We start from the raw sequence: 19970 nt of genomic DNA on the forward strand, positions 1-19970 counted from the left end.
TTATTCGCCTTAATTCCGCCGCCCCCGTGAAAGGGACGATCCATATCATATAATATCTTCGGACTGCGCCAGTTCCGCCAGGCGGCGATCATGATCCAGCTTCAACCGGCGGACCCTTTGCTGTTCGGCAAAGCTGTCCTCGTTGAGGTCGTCTGTCGCCCGCCGTGTGGCCTCCGCCAACGCCGCCTCCAGCTCCGGTCCCTGCGCCATCACCCGAATCGCCTCGTCCAGATCGCGCCGCACGCGATCCGAGTCGGCCTTGCTTCTGTGGGGGGTGAATGTGAACGTGTCGGCCCGGAGCATCCCCTTTGCCATATTATACACTTCACCTTGCCCCAATATGGTAAGGAGGCCATCGGTTTCAACTGTTTCTTTGCTGAACGACGCGGCGATCATCGCGTTCAGCAATTCCGCCAGCACGGGGTCGGCGATGCGAAGCCCCGCAAGCATCTCGCGATGCAGCGCAATCTGTTCGGGATGCCGCAACAGGCTGGCCAGCACGGCGCGCAGCAGGCGTTGCTCCATGCCGCTGGCGCCGATCGCCCGCGCCTCGCTTCCGGCGGGGGGAAGGGGGGGCTTCCAATTGCCCCGCCGGTCGCGCTGCCAGCCGGAGCGGGCGCCGCTCCCGCCGCGCTGATGACGGGGCTGGAATGCTGCCCGCGCAAAGAACAGCGCGTCATAGCGTTCCCGAAAGGCGTGGACATAATGCGCCCGCACGTCGGGATGGGCGATGGCGTCGGTGATCGCGGAAAGGCGCTGCTTGAGCGCCGCCTTCTGCTCCGGCGTGTCGAGCGGTGCGGCCCCCTGCTCATATTTCCAGAGCCGCTCGACCAGCGGTTCGGCCGCCGCCAGCACCGATTCCATGGCCTGAGGCCCCTGTGCGCGGATCAGATCGTCCGGGTCCTGCCCCGCCGGCAGGGTCGCAAAGGCCAGGCTCATTCCCGGCCGCAGCAAGGGCAGGGCGCGCGTCGCCGCCCGGATCGCCGCCTTCTGCCCCGCCGAATCGCCGTCGAAGCACAGGATCGGCACATCGGCCATCTTCCAGAGCCGCTCTATCTGATGTTCGGTCAGCGCGGTGCCCAATGGCGCCACCGCTTCCTCAAATCCGGCCTGGGCAAGGGCGATCACGTCCATATAGCCTTCGACCACGACGACCCGTCCGGCCTGGCGGCTGGCCGGAGAGGCCCGGTCGATATTGTAGAGCGTCCGCCCCTTGTCGAAGAGCGGCGTGTCGGGCGAGTTCAGATATTTCGGCTCGCCCGCGCCCAATATCCGCCCGCCAAAGGCGATGACCCGGCCCCTTATATCCCGGATCGGCAGCATCAGACGCCCCCGGAACCGGTCATAGCTGTCGCGTTTCCTGCCCCCGTCCGGCTCCGCGCCATCGGGATCGATCAGCAATCCCGCCTCGATCAGCAGAGGCTCGCCGAAAACGTTGAGCGCCGCCTTCAGCCGCCCGCGCCCGTCAGGGGAAAATCCGAACCCGAAGGCCTTGGCGGTCGCCGCGCTTATCCCCCGCTTCTGGAGATAGGCCCGCGCCTCCGCGCCCTCTATCCCGCCAAGCTGCTCCTCGAAAAAGCCCTGCGCCGCGGCCATGACGTCGTGCAGCCCCTTGGCCTGTTCCGCCCGCTTGGCGGCGCGGGGATCGGGCGCGGGGACCTCCATGCCCGCCGCCTGCGCCAGTTCCTTCACCGCCTCCATGAAGGGCAGGCCGCGCTGATCGGTCATCCAGCGGATCGCGTCGCCATGCGCCCCGCAGCCGAAACAGTGGTAGAAGCCCTTTTCGTCGTTGATGGTGAAGCTGGGCGTCTTTTCGTTATGGAAAGGGCAACAGGCCTTATATTCGCGCCCCGCCTTCTGCACCTTCACCGTCCGCCCGATCAGGGTGGACAGCGAGGTGCGGGCGCGCAGTTCATCCAGGAAGGCGGGGGATAGGCTCATGCTTAACTGGCATCCTCGCCCCTGAATTCATCTCCCCCACACCCGTTCGTTTCGAGCCCTTCGCCTGCCTGCCAAGGCAGGCGCTCAGGACAGGCCGAGGTCGAGAAACGCTCACGCGGCGGCCGGGCGAAATGAGACACTGAAGACCAATTCCCCGCTATCATTGCTTCCTTCTTGGCGCGCGACCAGCCGCCAACGATCCGCTCCGCCTCCAAGGCTTCGATCCGCGAAGAAAAAGCCTCGCTCCAAACGAGCGTCACCGGCAAGCGCCTGCGCGTAAACTGGCTCCCTTGCCCTGACTGATGCTGCCCAATTCGATGCTCCAGATCGTCGGTATGCCCTGTATAATAGCGCCCGTCCGAGCATCGCAGCATGTAAGTCCAGAACGCCATGATTTGATTATGCCGGAACAAGCGCCTGTGTCGAGCCACACATGCTCACCCCGTTCGTTTCGAGCGAAGTCGAGAAACGATATGTGCGCGCTTTCCGTTTCTCGACTACGCTCGAAACGAACGGGGGTCGGAATAAGGGAGGCGGTCAAAAATGCCGCGCCCCCCTCCAAACCCCTTTAAGAAAGCGCCGCCTTCACCAACCCGCTGGCCTTGCTCATATCGATCACCGACCCGTGCCGTTCCTTCAGCACGGCCATGACCTTGCCCATATCCTTGACGCTCGCGGCGCCCACCTCCGCCTTGATCCCCTCAATGGCGGCCTTGGTCTCATCCTCGCTGAGCTGCTGCGGCAGGAAGCTGTCGATCACGTCCAGTTCGGCCTGCTCCTTCGCCGCCAGTTCGTCGCGCCCGCCATTCCTGAACATCTCGATGGATTCGCGCCGCTGCTTCGCCATCTTCTGCAACACCTCGACCACCACCGTGTCGTCATCCGGTACGTTCGAAGCGGTGCGCAACTCGATATCCCGGTCCTTCAGCTTCGCCAGGATCAGGCGCACGGCGGCCAGCCTGTCCTTCTCTCCCGCCTTCATGGCGGCGACCTGGGCGCTTTTGATCTCGTCGCGAATCATGCGAATGAATCCTGTCTCTTCCGGAAAGGTCCAGATATAACGCCAAAAGAGATTTTTAACAGGAGTTGACCCGGCGGCCTCACCCGCATAGGTGACCGGCCGTTTAACCCGCTTCAGACGGGTTCCCGCAAAAGCATAAAGGACGATATGACCATGGCGAACGCCAAGACCCTCATTGTGCCCAAAGGAGCGACAGGGGTATTGGTTTTCGCCGATGGCTCGGCGGTGTTCGGCCGCGGTTTCGGCGCTGTCGGCGATGCGGTGGGCGAACTGTGCTTCAACACGGCGATGACCGGCTATCAGGAAGTTATGACCGACCCCAGCTATGCGGGCCAGATCGTCACCTTCACCTTCCCGCATATCGGCAATGTCGGCACCAACCTGGACGATGTGGAGGCAGACCTGCCCCACGCGCTGGGCTGCGTCGTGCGGCAGGACGTCACGGAACCCAGCAACTTCCGCAATGTCGAACCCTTCGACCAGTGGATGAAGGAAAATGGCCGCATCGGCCTTTCCGGGGTCGACACCCGCGCCCTGACCCGCATGATCCGCCTGAAGGGCGCGCCCAATGTCGTGATCGCGCACGATCCGGAGGGGCGGTTCGACATCGAAGCGCTCGCCAACAAGGCCGCCGCCTGGCCGGGTCTGGAGGGTATGGACCTCGCCATCGAAGTCTCCGCCAAGGAAAGCCGCCTGTGGAAAGACGGCGTGTGGAAGCTAGGCTTCGGCTACGGCCTCGATGAAGCCGGTGAAGAGCGCCCTCATGTCGTCGCCATCGATTATGGCGCGAAGAATAACATCTTCCGCAACCTCGTAAAGGCCGGCGCTCGCGTCACCGTCCTGCCCGCCACCGCCAGCTTCGAGCAGGTGATGGAGCAGAATCCCGACGGCGTCTTCCTCTCCAACGGCCCCGGCGATCCCGCCGCGACCGGCGAATATGCCGTGCCGGTGATCCGGAAGGTGCTGGAAGCCGGCAAGCCCATCTTCGGCATCTGCCTCGGCCACCAGATGCTGGCGCTCGCCGCCGGAGCGAAGACCATCAAGATGCATCAGGGCCATCGCGGCGCCAACCACCCGGTCAAGCGCCTGTCCGACGGCCTGGTCGAGATCACCTCGATGAACCACGGTTTCGCGGTCGACGCCGACACGCTGCCCGCCAATGTGAAGCCGACCCATGTGTCGCTCTTCGACGGCAGCAATTGCGGCATCGAACTGACGGATAAAAGGGCCTTCTCGGTGCAATATCACCCCGAAGCCTCGCCCGGCCCGCAGGACAGTTTCTACCTGTTCCAGCGCTTCGTTGAGGAGCTTAAGTGAGCCTCAACCTGCCCCTGGTTGACGAAGCCCGCCTCGCAGCAGAGTGGGAGGCGGACAAGGCCGTCCTCGCCAATCTCGCGGCGAATGGCGACGTGGCGCGCATCGCGCGTCCGGTCGATGTCAGCTTCAAGGGCAGCGAGAAGGATTTCGAACGCGTCCTGACCATCGCCAGCCAGTTCGGCTTCGTCGAACTGGACCGCGAAGAGGACGAGGATGGCGACCTCTTCCTTTTCCTCGAATGCGAGCAGCCCGTCGATGAACAGTCGATCCGCGCCCTGACGAGGAAATGCCTCCAGATCGAAATCCTCTGCGGCGTCGAATATGACGGCTGGGGTTGCGAGGCCCGGACGGGGGGCGTGCATTGATGAAACACATTTGGGGGAACTGAGCGATGGCTACAGTGCGCGACTTTACGGTTGAGCATTTAGACAATGCTCGGCCGCATGACGAGGTCGAGACGATCGTTCGATTAGTCGATTGCGGTCGAGAAAAGCTCATCCAAATAGATACTTACGGCCGGCCAGGCCGAGAAATTCCTGGCAAGCTTTCGCAAACAATCCGCTTAGATAAAGCCGCTTTTGAAAAGCTGGTTCAGCTCGGGAAAAGTCACTTCTAATGCCCAAACGCACCGACATCTCCTCCATCCTCATCATCGGCGCTGGCCCGATCATCATCGGCCAGGCTTGCGAGTTCGACTATTCAGGCACGCAGGCGGTGAAGGCGCTCAAGGAAGAGGGCTATCGCATCATCCTGGTGAATTCCAACCCGGCCACCATCATGACCGACCCGGAATTCGCCGACGCGACCTATGTCGAGCCGATCACGCCCGAAATCGTGGCGAAGATCATCGAGAAGGAACGCCCCGACGCGGTGCTGCCGACCATGGGCGGCCAGACGGCGCTCAACACGGCGCTGGCGCTCTTCAATGACGGCACGCTGGACAAATATGGCGTCAAGATGATCGGCGCCGATGCGGCCGCCATCGACAAGGCCGAGGATCGCCTGAAATTCCGCGACGCGATGGACAAGATCGGCCTGGAATCCGCCCGCTCGCGCATCGCACATACTATGGAAGAAGCGCTGGAAGCTCTTGAATTCACCGGGCTTCCGTCCATCATCCGCCCCAGCTTCACGCTCGGCGGCACCGGCGGCGGCGTCGCCTATAACAAGGAAGAGTTCAAGCGGATCGTCGCCGAAGGCCTCGACGCCTCGCCCACCACCGAAGTGCTGATCGAGGAATCGCTGCTCGGCTGGAAGGAATATGAGATGGAGGTCGTCCGGGACCGGAACGACAATGCCATCATCATCTGCTCCATCGAAAATGTCGATCCGATGGGCGTCCATACCGGCGATTCCATCACCGTCGCGCCCGCGCTGACGCTGACCGACAAGGAATATCAGATCATGCGCAACGCTAGCATCGCGGTGCTGCGTGAAATCGGCGTGGAAACAGGCGGTTCGAACGTACAGTTCGCAGTCAATCCGAAGGATGGCCGCCTGATCGTCATCGAGATGAACCCCCGCGTCTCCCGTTCTTCGGCGCTGGCGTCGAAGGCGACCGGCTTCCCCATCGCCAAGGTCGCGGCGAAGCTGGCCGTCGGCTATACGCTTGACGAGATCGAGAATGACATCACCGGTGCGACCCCGGCCAGCTTCGAGCCGACCATCGACTATGTCGTGACCAAGATCCCGCGCTTCGCCTTCGAAAAGTTCAAGGGGTCCGAGCCGCTGCTCGGCACCGCGATGAAGTCGGTGGGCGAGGTGATGGCCATCGGCCGCAACATCCATGAATCGATGCAGAAGGCGCTGCGGGGCCTGGAAACCGGCCTTTCCGGCTTCAACAATGTCGATCATCTGGAGGGCGCGCCCAAGGACGACATCGTCGCCGCCCTGGCCCAGCCGACCCCGGACCGCCTGCTGGTCGCCGCGCAGGCCCTGCGCGAAGGGCTGACCGTCGCGGAGATCCACGCCATCGCCAAGTTCGATCCCTGGTTCCTGGAACGGATCAAGGAAATCATCGATGCGGAGGCCGAAATCCTCAGCAACGGCCTGCCGCAGGACGCGGACGGTATGCGCCGCCTGAAATCCATGGGCTTCTCCGACAAGCGCCTCGCTTATCTGGCGCTCAAGTCCGCCAATCTGCGCGGCATGGAGCGGGGCATCGCGCGCGGTTCGGGCCTGATCCACGAAGCGGTCAAGGCCATGACCGGCGGCGTCACCGAGGATGAGGTTCGCGCCCTGCGCCACAGGCTGGGCGTGCGCCCGGTCTTCAAGCGCATCGACACCTGCGCCGCCGAGTTCGAGGCGAAGACGCCCTATATGTATTCGACCTACGAAGCCCCGATCTTCGGCGAGGCGGAAAATGAGGCGCAGCCCAGCGACCGGAAGAAGGTGGTGATCCTGGGCGGCGGTCCCAACCGCATCGGGCAGGGCATCGAGTTCGACTATTGCTGCGTCCACGCCTGCTTCGCGCTCAGCGAGGCCGGTTACGAGACGATCATGGTCAACTGCAATCCTGAGACTGTATCAACCGACTACGACACCTCCGACCGCCTCTATTTCGAACCCCTGACCGCTGAAGACGTGTTGGAAATCCTGAGCGTCGAAATGTCGAACGGCACGCTGGCCGGCGTCATCGTCCAGTTCGGCGGCCAGACGCCGCTCAAGCTGGCGCAGGCGCTGGAGGATGCGGGCGTGCCGATCCTGGGCACCAGCCCCGACGCCATCGACTTGGCCGAGGACCGGGAGCGGTTCGCCGCGCTGATCGACAGGCTCAAGCTCAAGCAGCCCGCCAACGGCATCGCCCGCAGCCGCGAGGAGGCCATCGCCGTCGCCAACCGCATCGGCTACCCGGTCCTGATGCGCCCGTCCTATGTCCTTGGCGGCCGCGCCATGGAGATTGTCGACGGCCAGGCGCAACTGGAGGAATATATCGCCACCGCCGTTCAGGTGTCGGGCGACTCTCCGGTCCTGATCGACCAATATCTGCGCGACGCGGTGGAGGTGGATGTGGACGCGCTCTGCGACGGCGACGACGTGGTGGTCGCCGGCGTGCTCCAGCATATCGAGGAGGCGGGCGTCCATTCCGGCGACTCCGCCTGCTCGCTGCCGCCCTACAGCCTGTCGGACGGCATCATCGCGGAGATCGAGCGTCAGGCCGACGTCCTGGCCCGCGCCCTGTCGGTCCGTGGCCTGATGAACATCCAGTTCGCGGTCAAGGATGGCGTCGTTTACCTGATCGAGGTCAACCCCCGCGCCAGCCGGACAGTGCCCTTCGTCGCCAAGGCCATCGGCACCCCCATCGCCAAGATCGCCAGCCGCGTGATGGCGGGCGAGAAGCTGAAAGACCTGCCGAAGATAGACCGGAACGCCATCGGTCATATTGCGGTCAAGGAAGCCGTCTTCCCCTTCGCCCGCTTCCCCGGCGTCGATCCGGTCCTCTCGCCGGAAATGAAGAGCACCGGCGAAGTCATGGGCATCGACAGCGATTTCGCCACCGCCTTCGCCAAGGCGCAGCTGGGCGCGGGGACCATCCTGCCCAAGGGCGGCACGGTGTTCGTGTCGGTCAAGGACAGCGACAAGCCGGTGATCCTGCCCGCGGTGCAGAAGATGGCGGCGCTGGGCTTCACCATCATCGCCACGGGCGGCACGGCCCGCTATCTGGGGGAGCAGGGCATCGCCGTCCAGCCGGTCAACAAGGTGGCCGAAGGGCGCCCCCATATCGTCGACAGGATCACCGACGGCGACGTCGACCTGATCTTCAACACGACGGAGGGGTGGCAGTCGCTCAAGGACAGCAAGGCGATCCGCACCAGCGCGCTGCGCGCCAAGGTTGCCAGCTTCACCACCGCGGCGGCCAGCGTCGCGGCGGCGAACGCCATCGAGGCGCTTCGGGGGCATGCCCTTGAAGTGCGTTCGCTCCAGTCCTATTATCCTGTGTCGCAAGCCTGATCCCCTGCACAAGGAAGCATGCTGCGGGCGGCCCCAGGGTGGGGGCCGCCAAAGGGAAGTTTTGACGAAGGATTTGCAAGAATGGCGACCGTCGAGAAGATGCCGATGCTGCAGATGGGCTATGACAAGCTCAACGAGCAGCTCCGCGAATTGAAGGCCGAGCGGCCGTTGATCGTGGACGCCATCGAAGAAGCCCGCGCGCACGGCGACCTGTCGGAAAATGCCGAATATCACGCCGCCAAGGAGCGTCAGGGCCAGGTCGAAGCCACCATTGCCGATCTGGAAGACAAGCTGTCGCGCGCCCAGATCATCGATCCCAGGACGCTTTCGGGCGACAAGGTCGTGTTCGGCGCGACCGTCACCCTGCTCGACGAGGACGACAAGCCGGTGAAGTACCAGATCGTCGGCCAGGCCGAGGCGGACGCCAAGGTCGGCATGATCAGCTATAACAGCCCGCTGGGCCGCGCGCTGATCGGTCGCCAGATCGGCGAGGAAGTCGAAGTGTCGGTGCCGTCGGGCGACAAATTCTACCTGGTCGACAAGATCGATTTCATCTGATCCATCCGTGAAACTGCCTGCCGGCCGCATGACGAACGGGATCGCGGCGATAACCTTCGCCGCGTTTCTCCTGCTCTACCTGACGGGGCAGGTCGACAATGCCGCCATCATCGCCGGGTTCATCCCGGCGCGGGTGGAGGATGGCGCGCTGCTGGCCGGCATGGCGGCGGTGCCGGTCTGGCTGACGCCGATCAGTTGCACGCTCGTCCACGCCAACTGGCTGCATATCGGCTTCAACCTGTTCATGTTCGTCTTTTGCGGGCGGCAGGTGGAGCATGTGCTGGACAAGGGCGGGACGCTGCTGCTCTACATCGCGGGGGCCTATGGCGCGACGGCGCTGCAATGGGCGATCGATCCGCACTCCACCAGTCCGATGGTGGGCGCCAGCGGCGCCATATCGGCGATCATCGCCACCTATGCGCTGCTCTACAGCCAGCAGAAGGTCCGGCGCGTAGGGCCGGTGTCGGCCAATCTGGTCCGCCTGCTCTGGCTGGCGGCGAGCTGGATCGCGCTCCAGCTGATGATCGGTTTCGCCACGGCCCAGGGTCTGGGCGACATTGGCCGGATCGCGATCGCCGCGCATATCGGCGGCTTTCTGGTGGGGCTGGTGCTGACGCGGCCGCTGCTGCGCTGGCGTTTCCGCAAGCGTCCCCAGCCCTTTTCCTGAAGGTCTGATTTCAGCAGCGCCCGCTTTCCCGGTCCTCAACCGCTGGGCAGGTCGGGTTCCAGCAGCCGGTGCAGGTGCACGATCACATAGCGCATCTCCGCATCGTCGACCGTCCGCTGCGCCGCGCCGCGCCAGGCATTTTCGGCGGCGGCATAATCGGGATAGACCCCGACCAGTTCGATCGAGTTCAGATCTTCGAAATCCAGCGTCTGGGGATTTTTGACGCGACCGCCCATTACAAGGTGCAGCTTGCTCATGGTATCTTATGTTCTCCCGTTCGGTGAACCCATACCCTAGCAGGCCGCCCGCACCCGTCCAAGGGGGCAGGCGGTCGGACCGGCATGCTTTTGGCGGCGGCGCGATCAGCTTTTCGGCAGCCGCGCCTTTACCGCTTCGCTGAGGGCATCGACCTTGGCGGCCACCAGCGCCGCGACGTCGTCGGCAAGGCGCGACGCCTTCGCGCCCAGATCGGCCGACGCCACGGTGTCGCGGGCCGATGCCGCCGCTTCCTTCGTTCCCTCGGCCGCATTGTGCAGCGCTTCACCGGCGTTGGCGCGCAGGCTTTCCGCATTTTCCGCCGCCACGGCCTTGGCGGCCAGCGCCGCTTCCAGCACCCTGGTGCCCGCGCTCGTGGCAAGGGCGGGCAGGGCCTTCATCGCGGCGCGGCTCCTGGGGAACATCCAGGCGATGACGGCCCCGGCCGCCACGGCGCCCGCAACGGCGGCGATGGGATGTTCCTGGACGATCTCATTGGCGCGGGCCGCGATCCGCTGCGACCTGTCCCGCGCATCCGCATAGGCGTCGCCGGCCTTTTCGCGGCCGGTCTGGATAAGGTCGCCGGCGCTTTCCCGCGCGCGATCCGCCGTGCCGCGGAACTTGCCGGACGCGGTCCCGGCAATGTCGTTCGCCGCCTCGCGGGCGCGGGTGAGTTGAGTGCGGATGTCAGCCATCGTCAGTCTCCGAAATCTCTTCTGTGCGGTTGCTTATCCGAACGTATATCCGCCGGAAAAGTGCCCCCAGCGGACGGCGCAGCAAATAGAGGGCGAGCGCGCCGGCCGCCGCCGCGCTCGCGGCCGGCCGCTGCCGGACCTGGGCAGCGGCGTGGGCGGCCCCGCCCGTCAGCGTTTCCGTCGCCTTGTCCTTCGCGTCCTGCTTGAGCCGGGCGGGGGCGACGCGCGCCTTGGCCGCAAGGGCGCTGGAGAGGAGCGCGGCCTTGCGCGCATCCGCCCGCGCCGCCGCATCCCGATAGGCTTCCTCGCGTTTCACGGCTTCACCGCCTTCCTCATCCGGCCGATGCGCCCCTTCGCGACCAGCAGCAGCAGCAGCGCGACGACCAGCGCGCCGCCGAACACCGCCGCCGCCGCCCAGCCCGGCCCGACAAGGGGCGACAACGCCAATATGACGCCCACCAGCCCGGCGACGATCGCCGCGAAGACAAGCATGACGCCCGCCGTCGCGAAGATCAGCGCGTCGCGGACCCCTGCGCCGATGATGCCGGCGCGCAGCTTCTGCCGTTCGGCTTCCGCTTCCGCATAGGCCCGCCCGTCGCTGTACAGGCGCGCGAAGACGTCCCGCACGGACTCTTGCTGTGCCTCGTTCTGCAGGGGCTCTTGGGTCAAAATATCCTCCGCCCCGGCGCCGGGGCCTTATCGTCCGTTAATGGGCAGGGACGCGATCAGGCGTCTTCGTCCGGCCCTTTGGCAAGACGCATCAGCACGAAGCCGACCACCGCCGCCGCGCCGATGGCCACGGCGGGGCTCTTGCGCACGAAATCCCGCGCTTCGGTCATCAACTGGTCGACATCCTTGCTGTCCAGCGTCTTCGCCGCGCCGGCCACGGATTCGGCGGCCTGGCGGGCATAGTCGCCATATTGCGGACCCAGCTTCGCATCCACGGTGCCGGCCGTGTCGGAAATCAGCTTGGCCAGGCTCTGCATGGCCGATCCGGTCTTGTCCTTGGCGACGCCCGCGGCCGACTTGGCCGTTTTCGACGCCTGGTCCTTGAGCGGGTCGATATGCGCCTTCCAATCGACGGCGTTCAGCTTGTCGGCGGCGGCCTTGGCCGCCTTTTCGGCCTGCGCCTTGATCGGCGCGATCTGCGCGGTCCAGCCATGGGCGACGGCGCCGTTGCCGGGCGTCTTGGGCGCGGCGGCCTTGCGCGTGGTGGCGGTCTTGACGGGCGCGGCCTTCACCAGCGTGCCGGACAGGGCGGCCTTGGCCGGCTTGGCCTTGGGCGCCTTGGCGGGGCTGGCCTTTTTGACGCGCTTGGCGGGCGGGGTTTCGGGGGTGTCGGCCATCGTCCTAAGTCTCCCTTTGAAATGCAGCGGAATCGCTAAGCGGGCTGGCGGCTCTCCCTCTAATGCTTCCCACCGCCCACAGTTCCGTTGCCGTTACTATTTTGAGCATCGGCATTTTTCGAGTCCTTGCAAGCCCCCGCATTGCCAAGCGGAAGGTCGGTGGCTAAGCGGGGCGCGAAAAGCGACCAGAGCCAGTTCCAAGGAGCGATCCATGACCGCCATTCTCGATATCCACGCCCGCCAGATCCTGGACAGCCGCGGCAATCCGACCGTCGAGGTCGACGTGATGCTGGAGGATGGCAGCTTCGGCCGCGCCGCCGTGCCGTCGGGCGCGTCCACCGGGGCCTATGAAGCGGTCGAGAAGCGCGACGGCGACGCGACCAAATATCTGGGCAAGGGCGTGCTGGCCGCCGTCGCCGCCGTCAACGACCAGATCGCCGAGCAGATCATCGGCCTGGACGCCGAGGATCAGGCAGAAGTCGACGCCGCGATGATCGCGCTCGACGGGACGGACAACAAGTCGAACCTGGGCGCCAACGCGATACTGGGCGTCAGCCTGGCCGTGGCGAAGGCGGCCGCCGATGCGCGCGGCCTGCCTCTCTATCGCTATGTCGGCGGCGTCAACGCCCATGTGCTGCCGGTGCCGATGATGAACATCATCAATGGCGGCGAGCATGCCGACAACCCCATCGATTTCCAGGAATTCATGATCATGCCGGTCGGCGCGGAGAGCATCGCCGACGCCGTGCGGATCGGTTCGGAAATCTTCCATACGCTGAAGAAGGGCCTGCACGACAAGGGGCTTGCGACGTCGGTGGGCGACGAGGGCGGCTTCGCGCCCAACATCGCCTCCACCCGCGACGCGCTCGACTTCATCATGCTGTCGGTGGAGAAGGCGGGCTACAAGCCGGGCGACGACGTCGTGCTGGCGCTGGACTGCGCGGCGACCGAATTCTTCAAGAACGGCAAATATGAGATTTCGGGCGAGGGCCTGTCGCTCAGCCCCGTCGAGATGGCCGATTACCTCGCGGCCCTGTGCGCCGACTATCCGATCAAATCGATCGAGGACGGCATGAGCGAGGATGATTTCGAAGGCTGGAAGGCGCTGACCGACAAGATCGGCGGGAAGGTCCAGTTGGTGGGCGACGACCTGTTCGTCACCAACCCCAAGCGCCTGGAAATGGGCATCGGCAAGGGGCTGGCCAACTCGCTGCTGGTCAAGGTGAACCAGATCGGATCGCTGACCGAAACGCTGGCCGCCGTCGACATGGCGCACCGGGCGCGCTATACCGCCGTCATGTCGCACCGCTCCGGCGAGACCGAGGACGCGACCATCGCCGACCTGGCCGTCGCCACCAATTGCGGCCAGATCAAGACCGGCTCGCTCGCCCGTTCCGACCGGCTCGCCAAGTATAACCAGCTTATCCGGATCGAAGAAGAACTGGGCGACATCGCGCTTTACGCAGGACGTTCGATTTTCCGTTAAGTCGAATATCCGCCACCGGCCGCAAGCGCCTTAAATTTCGCTTGCGGCTGGCCCTTCCCTGTGATTCAACTGGCCCATGGCGCATATCGCGAAACTCCGCATATTGCTTTTTTCGGCTTTCGGGCCTGCGATTGCGGTGCTTCTTCTTCTCTTCTTCGCGGGCTATGTGGTGCTGGGTTCCAACGGCGTTCTGGCCTGGGGCGACTATAAGCGGCAGCTCCATCATGCGCGCGCCGAACTGAAGCAGGTCCAGGCCAGCCGGCAGGAATTGAAGAACCGGGTGGACCTGCTCGATCCCCGGCGCGTCGATCCCGACCTTTCCGACGAGTTGATCCGGCGGGAACTGGGCGTCGTTCATCCTGATGAGGTGATCGTCCCGCTGAACTGATCGCCGCGGATGGCCGGCGGGTCGCCCTGACCGCGCTTTTGGGCGCCATGCCGCGTTGCATTTGGTGGCGGACTGTCGCTATATCGGCCTTCCTTCCATCCTCACCCACGTAAAAGGATAAGAGCCTTGGCGAAACCAACGACGCCGCGTCCTTCACGCGCAAAGGCAAAGGCGGCTGCACCCGCCGCCGGCGCGGACCATAACCGGCCTCGCCCCGACACTCCGAAAGATTATGACGCCAGCAAGGAGGAGTTGCTGGAATTCTACCGGCAGATGGTGCTGATCCGCCGTTTCGAGGAAAAGGCCGGCCAGCTTTACGGCCTGGGCCTGATCGGCGGCTTCTGCCACCTCTATATCGGGCAGGAAGCGGTCGCCGTGGGCATCCAGTCGGCGCTTCAGCCGGGCAAGGACAGCGTCATCACCGGCTATCGCGACCATGGCCACATGCTGGCCTATGGCATCGATCCCAATGTCATCATGGCGGAACTGACCGGCCGGGAAGCGGGCATCTCCCGCGGCAAGGGCGGTTCGATGCACATGTTCAGCGTCGAGCATAAATTCTACGGCGGCCATGGCATCGTCGGCGCGCAGGTGTCGCTCGGCGCGGGCCTTGGCTTTGCGCACAAGTACAATAATGACGGCGGCGTCTGCGTCGCCTATTTCGGCGACGGCGCGGCCAACCAGGGCCAGGTCTATGAGAGCTTCAACATGGCCGAGCTATGGAAGCTGCCGATCATCTTCGTGATCGAGAACAACCAGTACGCCATGGGCACCAGCGTCAACCGCTCCTCCGCGGAAGACCAGCTCTATCGGCGCGGCGAGAGCTTCCGCATCCCCGGCATCCAGGTGAACGGCATGGACGTGCTGGCGGTGCGCGGCGCGACGGAAGAGGCGCTGAAATGGGTGCAGGCGGGCAATGGTCCCATCCTGCTGGAGATGAAGACCTATCGCTATCGCGGTCACAGCATGTCCGACCCGGCCAAATATCGGTCGCGCGAGGAAGTGCAGTCGATGCGCGAAAAGTCCGACCCGATCGAAGGCGTCAAGAAATATCTGGCCGAAATGGGCGTGGGCGAGGACGAACTCAAGAAGATCGACCAGGACATCCGCAAGGTCGTCAGCGACGCGGCGGATTTCGCCGAAACCTCTCCCGAACCGGAACTGCACGACCTTTATACCGACGTGCTGGTGGAGCAATATTAATGGGTATCGAAATCAAGATGCCGGCGCTGTCCCCGACGATGGAGGAAGGCACGTTGGCGAAGTGGCTGGTGAAGGAAGGGGACGAGGTCCGCTCGGGCGACATCTTGGCCGAGATCGAGACCGACAAGGCGACGATGGAATTCGAAGCCGTCGATGAAGGCAAGATCGGCCAGATCATGGTGGCCGAGGGGACCGAGGGCGTGAAGGTCGGCACCGTCATCGCCACCATGGCCGCGGATGGGACCAGCGAGACCGCCCAGGCCCCGAAGGCCGCGGAAAGCGCGCCGCCGGCCGCTCCGGAACCCAGGAAGGCCGAAAGCGGCACCGCCAAGCTGGCGACCGAGGCCAAGGCGACCGTCAAGGATCCCGCGCTGCCCGAGGGCACCGGATATATCAAGACGACCGTGCGCGAAGCGCTGCGCGACGCCATGGCGGAGGAAATGCGGCGCGACGAGCGCGTCTTCGTCATGGGCGAAGAAGTGGCGGAATATCAGGGCGCCTACAAGGTCACCCAAGGCCTGCTGGAGGAGTTTGGGGACCGGCGCGTCATCGACACGCCGATCACCGAATATGGCTTTGCCGGCATAGGCGCGGGCGCGGCGATGGGCGGGTTGAAGCCGATCGTCGAGTTCATGACCTTCAACTTCGCGATGCAGGCGATCGACCACATCATCAACTCGGCGGCCAAGACCAACTACATGTCCGGCGGCCAGATGCGCTGCCCCATCGTGTTCCGTGGCCCGAACGGCGCCGCCAGCCGCGTCGCCGCGCAGCACAGCCAGAATTACGGTCCGTGGTATGCGTCGGTTCCGGGGCTGATCGTGATCGCCCCCTATGACGCGGCCGATGCCAAGGGCCTGCTCAAGGCGGCGATCCGCTCGGACGATCCGGTCGTGTTCCTGGAAAACGAACTGGTCTACGGCCGCAGCTTCGACGTGCCAGAGGTGGACGACTATGTCCTCCCCATCGGCAAGGCGCGCATTGTCCGCGAGGGCAAGGATGTGACGCTGGTCAGCTACTCCATCGGCGTCGGCGTGGCGCTGGAAGCGGCTGAGGCGTTGGCCGGCGAAGGCATCGATGCGGAGGTCATCGACCTGCGCACGCTGCGCCCGCTCGACACGGCGACGGTGCTGGAGAGCCTGAAGAAGACCAACCGCCTGGTGGTGGTGGAAGAGGGCTGGCCGGTCTGCTCGATCGCGTCTGAAATCGCGGCCGTGGTGATGGAGCAGGGCTTCGACGACCTCGACGCCCCGGTGCTGCGCGTAACCAACGAAGATGTGCCGCTGCCCTATGCCGCAAACCTCGAAAAAGCCGCCATCGTCAATCCTGACAAGGTCGTGGAGGCAGCAAGAAAGGTCTGCTACAGATAGGCATATGCTCAGCAGGTGGCGGGCGTGACGCTTTCTGTATTATATAATTGAGAGTAATCGCGGTCGTCGCGAACAACCATCGCGGCGACCGCATTGATGGTACGATAACTCGGAAGGCCGATACTCTCCAGTTGAGCGACCGGGAAAATAGGTTCGTACCGATAATATAGTTCGACGAAAATAACGCCTGCTCCAGGCGGCGCGTATACCTGCCGATCCGTCGGACCCATGCCAATCAGGTTATCGTTGCCCTGTACGCCATATTGCGGCGTGAAATCTCTGGCGAGTCCAAAGCAGCGTTGCCAGTGGATATAATTCCTGTCCACATGACCGGCATCGGGGTCCGGTTCAAGGCTTGAGATAATGATTCTGGCCTTGTTTTTTATGGTGGAGGAACCACCGCTCTGCTTTTCGACATAAGTGCTGTTCACGTTCAAATTACCGCCTTGGGCGAGAGCACCTTGCAGCAGATCGTTAATTTGCGCCTCCGAAACTTTCTTTTTGGCCATCGGGTCGCCCTCGCCGATGCGGGATGCGTTGTCGGCCACTTGCAGGGCGAGAGCAGAAATGCGCATCGATGTGATGGAATAGTTGGCGAGTTCGGCGCCTCCCACCATGAGCAGGAGCATGATCGGAGCCATATAGGCAAATTCTATAAGAGCCAGCCCTCGCCGGTCGCCGCCAAGTGATGCTAGCATTTTCATTGCTTTAGAGTTTCGGAATGTCATGTGCAGTTCCTTGGCGTCAGTGTGCCGGAACGATTGGCTTGATCGCCATAAGGCTGGTTCGCCAGCACTGTAGTGGCATTGAGCTTTACAGTTTCGGACATGCCGATCAGGCGGGCGACCGGGAAAAGGCGCGGGTAGGATACCGTCACCGAATAGACGACGACGTCCTTCGCGCCTCCTTGCCCGGAACTGCCGCCCTTCGAGTCATACACATTGTTGAAATTACGATCGACCCAGACCTCTCCGGGTTCGCATATGCCGTCTTGATCGGCGTCTTCCGGCTGCGCCGCCTGGGCCTTCGTGAAGTCGGCATAATATTCGCGGGTAATGATAATGTCTTCATCAGAAAGGCTGGCATTGAGCCGCCGCACGGCGTCCCGCACGCGCCCGTCGATCGCAAGTTGTTGCGCCGCTTCGGCGCCTGACGACAAGGTCAGATCACGCCCTGCCTTCTGCACCGTGCCTTGCAGAACTGTTTGCATATAAAGCGTGTGTCCCACGTCGAACCCACCCAGCAGCAAGGCCAGGAAGGCGGATGCTGTTATGCCGAATTCGACGGCGGCCACGCCGCTTTCGTCCCGGTGCAGATGCTTAATGTCCATTACGACGTCATCCTATTGGGTCAGGCGCAGGTTAGAGATGCGATCGGCGATCTCGCGGAATTTGCCGATCAGCAGGGTGGTGTTCCTTGCCTCATAGAAATAGGATGGGCTGGTCGCGCAGTTGGTAAGGCGCGTCTTTGTCGCAGTGTCCGAACTGCCGTAGTAGATGACCCACAAGGTTATGTTCTTGTTCTTGATAGCTGTGCAAAGCGCATTGGATCGCGCGTTGTTAACCGCATTGAGATTGTCATCATAATTGGCATCATTGGGACCCGCAGGAGCGATCTGGCGACGATCCCACCATTCCAGGCCATAGCTTGCATAGTTGTTGACAGTCGTAGCCGTTGCGCCGTCGGTCATGAAGATCAGGTGACGCTGAATCTGGGCGCCTCCCCCCGTAGTCGCGTTCTCGCTGGCGAAAATGCCGGTCGGCGACATCAGGCGCGCGCCCCAGAGCAGGCCTATATCATGATATGTATTGTTATGCGGAACGAGCGTGCCGACATAATTGCTCAGATCCTGCGCCGACGGGTTGCCCCCTACACCATTATAGTTCGTCAACTTCCGGGACGCTGTGACGCAACTGTTGTTGCTCAGGTTGCGGCCGGTGTCGCCGCTGCTGGTGTTTTCACCGGCTTTTACGGGATCAGTCGTGTAATCCCCGCTCCAGGTGTTGCCCACCAGCGTGCCCTTGGGACCCCATACCGCATTGGGCAGTAGTGGTTTCCATCGCGTCGCCGGATCGGAATCCGGCACACGATCGATATCCATATCGATGGCATCGCTTGGCGATGATGGATAGTTTAGCCAGTCATCGCTGGGATTGCCGTCTGTGTTAAAGAACGTCTGACGTTCTTCAATGCAGCCGTCCCATGTGACCGAAAGATCGGCGACGGTCTCTATGTCGCTTCGGATAGTCGAACCAGAGAGGTAAAGCTGCCTCCTGACCCGCCCGGCCAAGGGGATTGTCACGGTACTGTTCCAGGCCGATTGTCCCGCCTTCAGACCCGCAATATTGATGTCGGTGCGTGGGCCATAAGTCCATTCCGTGATCCGATCATATGCTGTCCATGACAACGGCTTGTTCGCCGTACCATCCCGTGTCTGGAGATAGGTGTTATTCGCGGAGTTGAAGGGCGCTCGTTCCAGCCAGCAACCCCAGGCAGATGTGCCCGACCCATTCTGGAAGTAACGATAGCGATAGCCATATGCTACCGTTTGGGTTCTGCTTCTGACGGTGTTGATATTTTGCTGTATCGCAGGGTAGATTGGCACCTCGGGGGTGGTAACATCCGAGCTGGTGCCGTTGCTTTCTGAAATACCCACGAGTTGATCATAGCTGCCATAGCTATTCAGTGCACTGCACGCCGCTGCGGAAGTAGGTGCCGCTTTCTTTACATAGGCAAGACCATCGGCAAGGGTGGTAGTCGACGTATTGCCTCCACTAACCACGGAATAAGTGCTGGAATAACTACTGGGATTGGCAAAGTTATTTGGCGTCGATGACCACGGCCCCCATGTTGTGGCGCTCTGGGTGCCAGCGGTCCATGCATAGACGGTCTGGATGCCGGTAGCTGTGCGAGATCGATAGGTCCAACTGTCAGCTAGGTAGTTGTTTGGCAAAAGCTTTCCGACATTGACCATATTATCATAGTTCACAAATCCAAACCGGAGTTGCACCTGTGAGGAGAGATCGCCAGTCGGATCGGCACTCGTACCGCATTGAGCGGCGCTAACATCGGTTATGTTTTGCCTAGCTAGCGCTTCATAAAAGCACCGAATGGCCAACTGTAGACCTGCCATTTTCTTGAGGCCGGTGGTGTCGCCCGGAATGACTTCGTTCATCGACCCGGAGTTGTCGAGGACGAACATGACGTCGGTGTTCGGGATGCGCATCTGTCCTTCACAGGTGACCTCAACGCGCTTCGTGGGAACGTTTAGAACGCGCATGAGCGTCATGGGCACGTCTGCGGATGCCGTACCGCTGACAGTGCCGTCCGATTCGCTATAGGATCGGGTACGATTTTCGGCGCCGAAAGAATTCTGTGCGAAATTGAGGTCGAAGGTCGCCAAGGCGGTAGTATTGGGTCGACCGTTATTGTCGGTCCAGCGGCCGCTTCCCATTATGCGGCGGCCAGCGAGCGCACCTGCGTCGCAGGCGCTTTGCAGTCTAGTCTTAACGGCATAGATGCGCGCCATGTCGAACGCGCCCCCCACCAAACCAATTGTCGGAATGATTGCGGCGGCAGTTATCGCCAAGATATTTCCCGCCTGATTGTGGTAAAGCCGCATCAGAATGAACAGCGCGCGCTTGATCCGATCGCCCATAATCCGCTCTGCCTTCGCTTGCCCTGCATCCCCATTTCAGGCAGGGCACCCCCATGCCCGTCAGGGGCAATTGCCAGGATCACTATGCGGGTTGGGGTTAAAAAGCTGATAATT

The 19970-nt window shown here is 62.8% G+C and carries 21 protein-coding genes; 10 read left to right on the forward strand and 11 right to left on the reverse strand.

Translation table 11 applies throughout. From position 1 onward, the window contains the following. Positions 1-45: 45 nt before the first annotated feature. The 3 genes from dnaG to Sj15T_RS02995 form a co-directional block, all read right to left on the reverse strand. The gene (gene dnaG, locus Sj15T_RS02985; protein WP_013039817.1) at positions 46-1941 is read right to left on the reverse strand and encodes a DNA primase; all 1896 of its coding nucleotides are present in this window, start codon (positions 1939-1941) and stop codon (positions 46-48) included. 2 nt (positions 1942-1943) lie between these two features. Further along, positions 1944-2333 (reverse strand): GIY-YIG nuclease family protein, encoded by a 390-nt coding sequence (locus Sj15T_RS02990; RefSeq protein WP_041385823.1) that lies wholly within the window; start codon positions 2331-2333, stop codon positions 1944-1946. A gap of 176 nt (positions 2334-2509) precedes the next feature. Beyond that, the gene (locus Sj15T_RS02995) at positions 2510-2962 is read right to left on the reverse strand and encodes a GatB/YqeY domain-containing protein (RefSeq protein WP_013039819.1); all 453 of its coding nucleotides are present in this window, start codon (positions 2960-2962) and stop codon (positions 2510-2512) included. Positions 2963-3115: 153 nt separating this feature from the next. On the opposite strand from Sj15T_RS02995, the gene carA reads away from it, so the two are divergent. The 6 genes from carA (at position 3116) to Sj15T_RS03025 (ending at position 9455) form a co-directional block, all read left to right on the forward strand. Then, a complete protein-coding gene (carA, locus tag Sj15T_RS03000; RefSeq protein WP_041386343.1) occupies positions 3116-4279 on the forward strand; it encodes a glutamine-hydrolyzing carbamoyl-phosphate synthase small subunit in 1164 nt (387 codons plus the stop codon). Then, complete coding sequence (locus Sj15T_RS03005) at positions 4276-4644, forward strand: ribonuclease E inhibitor RraB (protein WP_013039821.1); 369 nt, start codon at positions 4276-4278, stop codon at positions 4642-4644. The genes carA and Sj15T_RS03005 overlap by 4 nt, the downstream gene beginning before the upstream one ends. A gap of 26 nt (positions 4645-4670) precedes the next feature. Next, on the forward strand, positions 4671-4895 hold the full coding sequence (locus tag Sj15T_RS03010) for a methionyl-tRNA formyltransferase (protein ID WP_148225545.1): 225 nt from the start codon (positions 4671-4673) through the stop codon (positions 4893-4895). Further along, positions 4895-8230 (forward strand): carbamoyl-phosphate synthase large subunit, encoded by a 3336-nt coding sequence (gene carB / locus Sj15T_RS03015; protein ID WP_013039822.1) that lies wholly within the window; start codon positions 4895-4897, stop codon positions 8228-8230. Before Sj15T_RS03010 ends, carB begins: the two co-directional genes overlap by 1 nt. 81 nt (positions 8231-8311) lie before the next feature. Beyond that, positions 8312-8788 (forward strand): transcription elongation factor GreA, encoded by a 477-nt coding sequence (greA, locus tag Sj15T_RS03020; RefSeq protein ID WP_013039823.1) that lies wholly within the window; start codon positions 8312-8314, stop codon positions 8786-8788. Between the two features lie 7 nt (positions 8789-8795). Next, complete coding sequence (locus Sj15T_RS03025; protein WP_020818864.1) at positions 8796-9455, forward strand: rhomboid family intramembrane serine protease; 660 nt, start codon at positions 8796-8798, stop codon at positions 9453-9455. A gap of 35 nt (positions 9456-9490) precedes the next feature. On the opposite strand, the gene Sj15T_RS03030 is transcribed toward Sj15T_RS03025, so the two are convergent. The 5 genes from Sj15T_RS03030 to Sj15T_RS03050 form a co-directional block, all read right to left on the reverse strand. Beyond that, entirely contained in the window at positions 9491-9712 is a 222-nt protein-coding gene (locus tag Sj15T_RS03030; protein ID WP_007683280.1) for a DUF4170 domain-containing protein, read from the reverse strand. Positions 9713-9817: 105 nt separating this feature from the next. Continuing rightward, positions 9818-10405, reverse strand: coding sequence for a DUF883 family protein (locus Sj15T_RS03035; protein ID WP_007683278.1), 588 nt, complete (start codon positions 10403-10405; stop codon positions 9818-9820). Further along, entirely contained in the window at positions 10398-10721 is a 324-nt protein-coding gene (locus tag Sj15T_RS03040) for a hypothetical protein (RefSeq protein WP_013039825.1), read from the reverse strand. Before Sj15T_RS03040 ends, Sj15T_RS03035 begins: the two co-directional genes overlap by 8 nt. Next, positions 10718-11032, reverse strand: coding sequence for a phage holin family protein (locus Sj15T_RS03045; RefSeq protein ID WP_007683274.1), 315 nt, complete (start codon positions 11030-11032; stop codon positions 10718-10720). Before Sj15T_RS03045 ends, Sj15T_RS03040 begins: the two co-directional genes overlap by 4 nt. 98 nt (positions 11033-11130) lie before the next feature. Then, the gene (locus Sj15T_RS03050) at positions 11131-11751 is read right to left on the reverse strand and encodes a hypothetical protein (RefSeq protein ID WP_007683272.1); all 621 of its coding nucleotides are present in this window, start codon (positions 11749-11751) and stop codon (positions 11131-11133) included. Between the two features lie 211 nt (positions 11752-11962). Here Sj15T_RS03050 and eno point away from each other — a divergent pair, with 211 nt between their 5' ends. The 4 genes from eno to Sj15T_RS03070 all read left to right on the forward strand — a co-directional run bounded on the left by eno (position 11963) and on the right by Sj15T_RS03070 (position 16198). After that, positions 11963-13237 (forward strand): phosphopyruvate hydratase, encoded by a 1275-nt coding sequence (gene eno / locus Sj15T_RS03055; protein WP_013039826.1) that lies wholly within the window; start codon positions 11963-11965, stop codon positions 13235-13237. A 76-nt stretch (positions 13238-13313) separates the two neighbouring features. Next, positions 13314-13625: a septum formation initiator family protein gene (locus Sj15T_RS03060; RefSeq protein ID WP_007683268.1), complete on the forward strand. Its 312-nt coding sequence runs from the start codon at positions 13314-13316 to the stop codon at positions 13623-13625. Between the two features lie 126 nt (positions 13626-13751). Then, positions 13752-14828 (forward strand): pyruvate dehydrogenase (acetyl-transferring) E1 component subunit alpha, encoded by a 1077-nt coding sequence (pdhA, locus tag Sj15T_RS03065; RefSeq protein ID WP_013039827.1) that lies wholly within the window; start codon positions 13752-13754, stop codon positions 14826-14828. Further along, the gene (locus Sj15T_RS03070) at positions 14828-16198 is read left to right on the forward strand and encodes a pyruvate dehydrogenase complex E1 component subunit beta (RefSeq protein ID WP_013039828.1); all 1371 of its coding nucleotides are present in this window, start codon (positions 14828-14830) and stop codon (positions 16196-16198) included. The genes pdhA and Sj15T_RS03070 overlap by 1 nt, the downstream gene beginning before the upstream one ends. An 8-nt stretch (positions 16199-16206) precedes the next feature. Here Sj15T_RS03070 and Sj15T_RS03075 read toward each other — a convergent pair whose 3' ends face one another. Genes Sj15T_RS03075 through Sj15T_RS03085 form a run of 3 tightly spaced genes read right to left on the reverse strand, consistent with a single transcriptional unit; the run spans position 16207 to position 19856 of the window. After that, the gene (locus tag Sj15T_RS03075) at positions 16207-16926 is read right to left on the reverse strand and encodes a TadE/TadG family type IV pilus assembly protein (protein WP_013039829.1); all 720 of its coding nucleotides are present in this window, start codon (positions 16924-16926) and stop codon (positions 16207-16209) included. Beyond that, complete coding sequence (locus tag Sj15T_RS03080; protein WP_013039830.1) at positions 16923-17528, reverse strand: TadE/TadG family type IV pilus assembly protein; 606 nt, start codon at positions 17526-17528, stop codon at positions 16923-16925. Before Sj15T_RS03080 ends, Sj15T_RS03075 begins: the two co-directional genes overlap by 4 nt. 12 nt (positions 17529-17540) lie before the next feature. Further along, the gene (locus Sj15T_RS03085; protein ID WP_013039831.1) at positions 17541-19856 is read right to left on the reverse strand and encodes a Tad domain-containing protein; all 2316 of its coding nucleotides are present in this window, start codon (positions 19854-19856) and stop codon (positions 17541-17543) included. Positions 19857-19970 lie beyond the last annotated feature (114 nt).

Source organism: Sphingobium sp. TA15, assembly GCF_037101235.1.
GTDB lineage: Bacteria > Pseudomonadota > Alphaproteobacteria > Sphingomonadales > Sphingomonadaceae > Sphingobium > Sphingobium indicum.

What these genes read in the sequence shown, in the direction of transcription:
- dnaG (WP_013039817.1), bottom strand. Translation starts at nt 1,941, where the DNA reads ATGAGCCTATCCCCCGCCTTCCTGGATGAACTGCGCGCCCGCACCTCG.
- Sj15T_RS02990 (WP_041385823.1), bottom strand. Translation starts at nt 2,333, where the DNA reads ATGGCGTTCTGGACTTACATGCTGCGATGCTCGGACGGGCGCTATTAT.
- Sj15T_RS02995 (WP_013039819.1), bottom strand. Translation starts at nt 2,962, where the DNA reads ATGATTCGCGACGAGATCAAAAGCGCCCAGGTCGCCGCCATGAAGGCG.
- carA (WP_041386343.1), top strand. Translation starts at nt 3,116, where the DNA reads ATGGCGAACGCCAAGACCCTCATTGTGCCCAAAGGAGCGACAGGGGTA.
- Sj15T_RS03010 (WP_148225545.1), top strand. Translation starts at nt 4,671, where the DNA reads ATGGCTACAGTGCGCGACTTTACGGTTGAGCATTTAGACAATGCTCGG.
- carB (WP_013039822.1), top strand. Translation starts at nt 4,895, where the DNA reads ATGCCCAAACGCACCGACATCTCCTCCATCCTCATCATCGGCGCTGGC.
- greA (WP_013039823.1), top strand. Translation starts at nt 8,312, where the DNA reads ATGGCGACCGTCGAGAAGATGCCGATGCTGCAGATGGGCTATGACAAG.
- Sj15T_RS03030 (WP_007683280.1), bottom strand. Translation starts at nt 9,712, where the DNA reads ATGAGCAAGCTGCACCTTGTAATGGGCGGTCGCGTCAAAAATCCCCAG.
- Sj15T_RS03035 (WP_007683278.1), bottom strand. Translation starts at nt 10,405, where the DNA reads ATGGCTGACATCCGCACTCAACTCACCCGCGCCCGCGAGGCGGCGAAC.
- Sj15T_RS03050 (WP_007683272.1), bottom strand. Translation starts at nt 11,751, where the DNA reads ATGGCCGACACCCCCGAAACCCCGCCCGCCAAGCGCGTCAAAAAGGCC.
- eno (WP_013039826.1), top strand. Translation starts at nt 11,963, where the DNA reads ATGACCGCCATTCTCGATATCCACGCCCGCCAGATCCTGGACAGCCGC.
- Sj15T_RS03060 (WP_007683268.1), top strand. Translation starts at nt 13,314, where the DNA reads ATGGCGCATATCGCGAAACTCCGCATATTGCTTTTTTCGGCTTTCGGG.
- Sj15T_RS03070 (WP_013039828.1), top strand. Translation starts at nt 14,828, where the DNA reads ATGGGTATCGAAATCAAGATGCCGGCGCTGTCCCCGACGATGGAGGAA.
- Sj15T_RS03075 (WP_013039829.1), bottom strand. Translation starts at nt 16,926, where the DNA reads ATGACATTCCGAAACTCTAAAGCAATGAAAATGCTAGCATCACTTGGC.
- Sj15T_RS03080 (WP_013039830.1), bottom strand. Translation starts at nt 17,528, where the DNA reads ATGGACATTAAGCATCTGCACCGGGACGAAAGCGGCGTGGCCGCCGTC.
- Sj15T_RS03085 (WP_013039831.1), bottom strand. Translation starts at nt 19,856, where the DNA reads ATGGGCGATCGGATCAAGCGCGCGCTGTTCATTCTGATGCGGCTTTAC.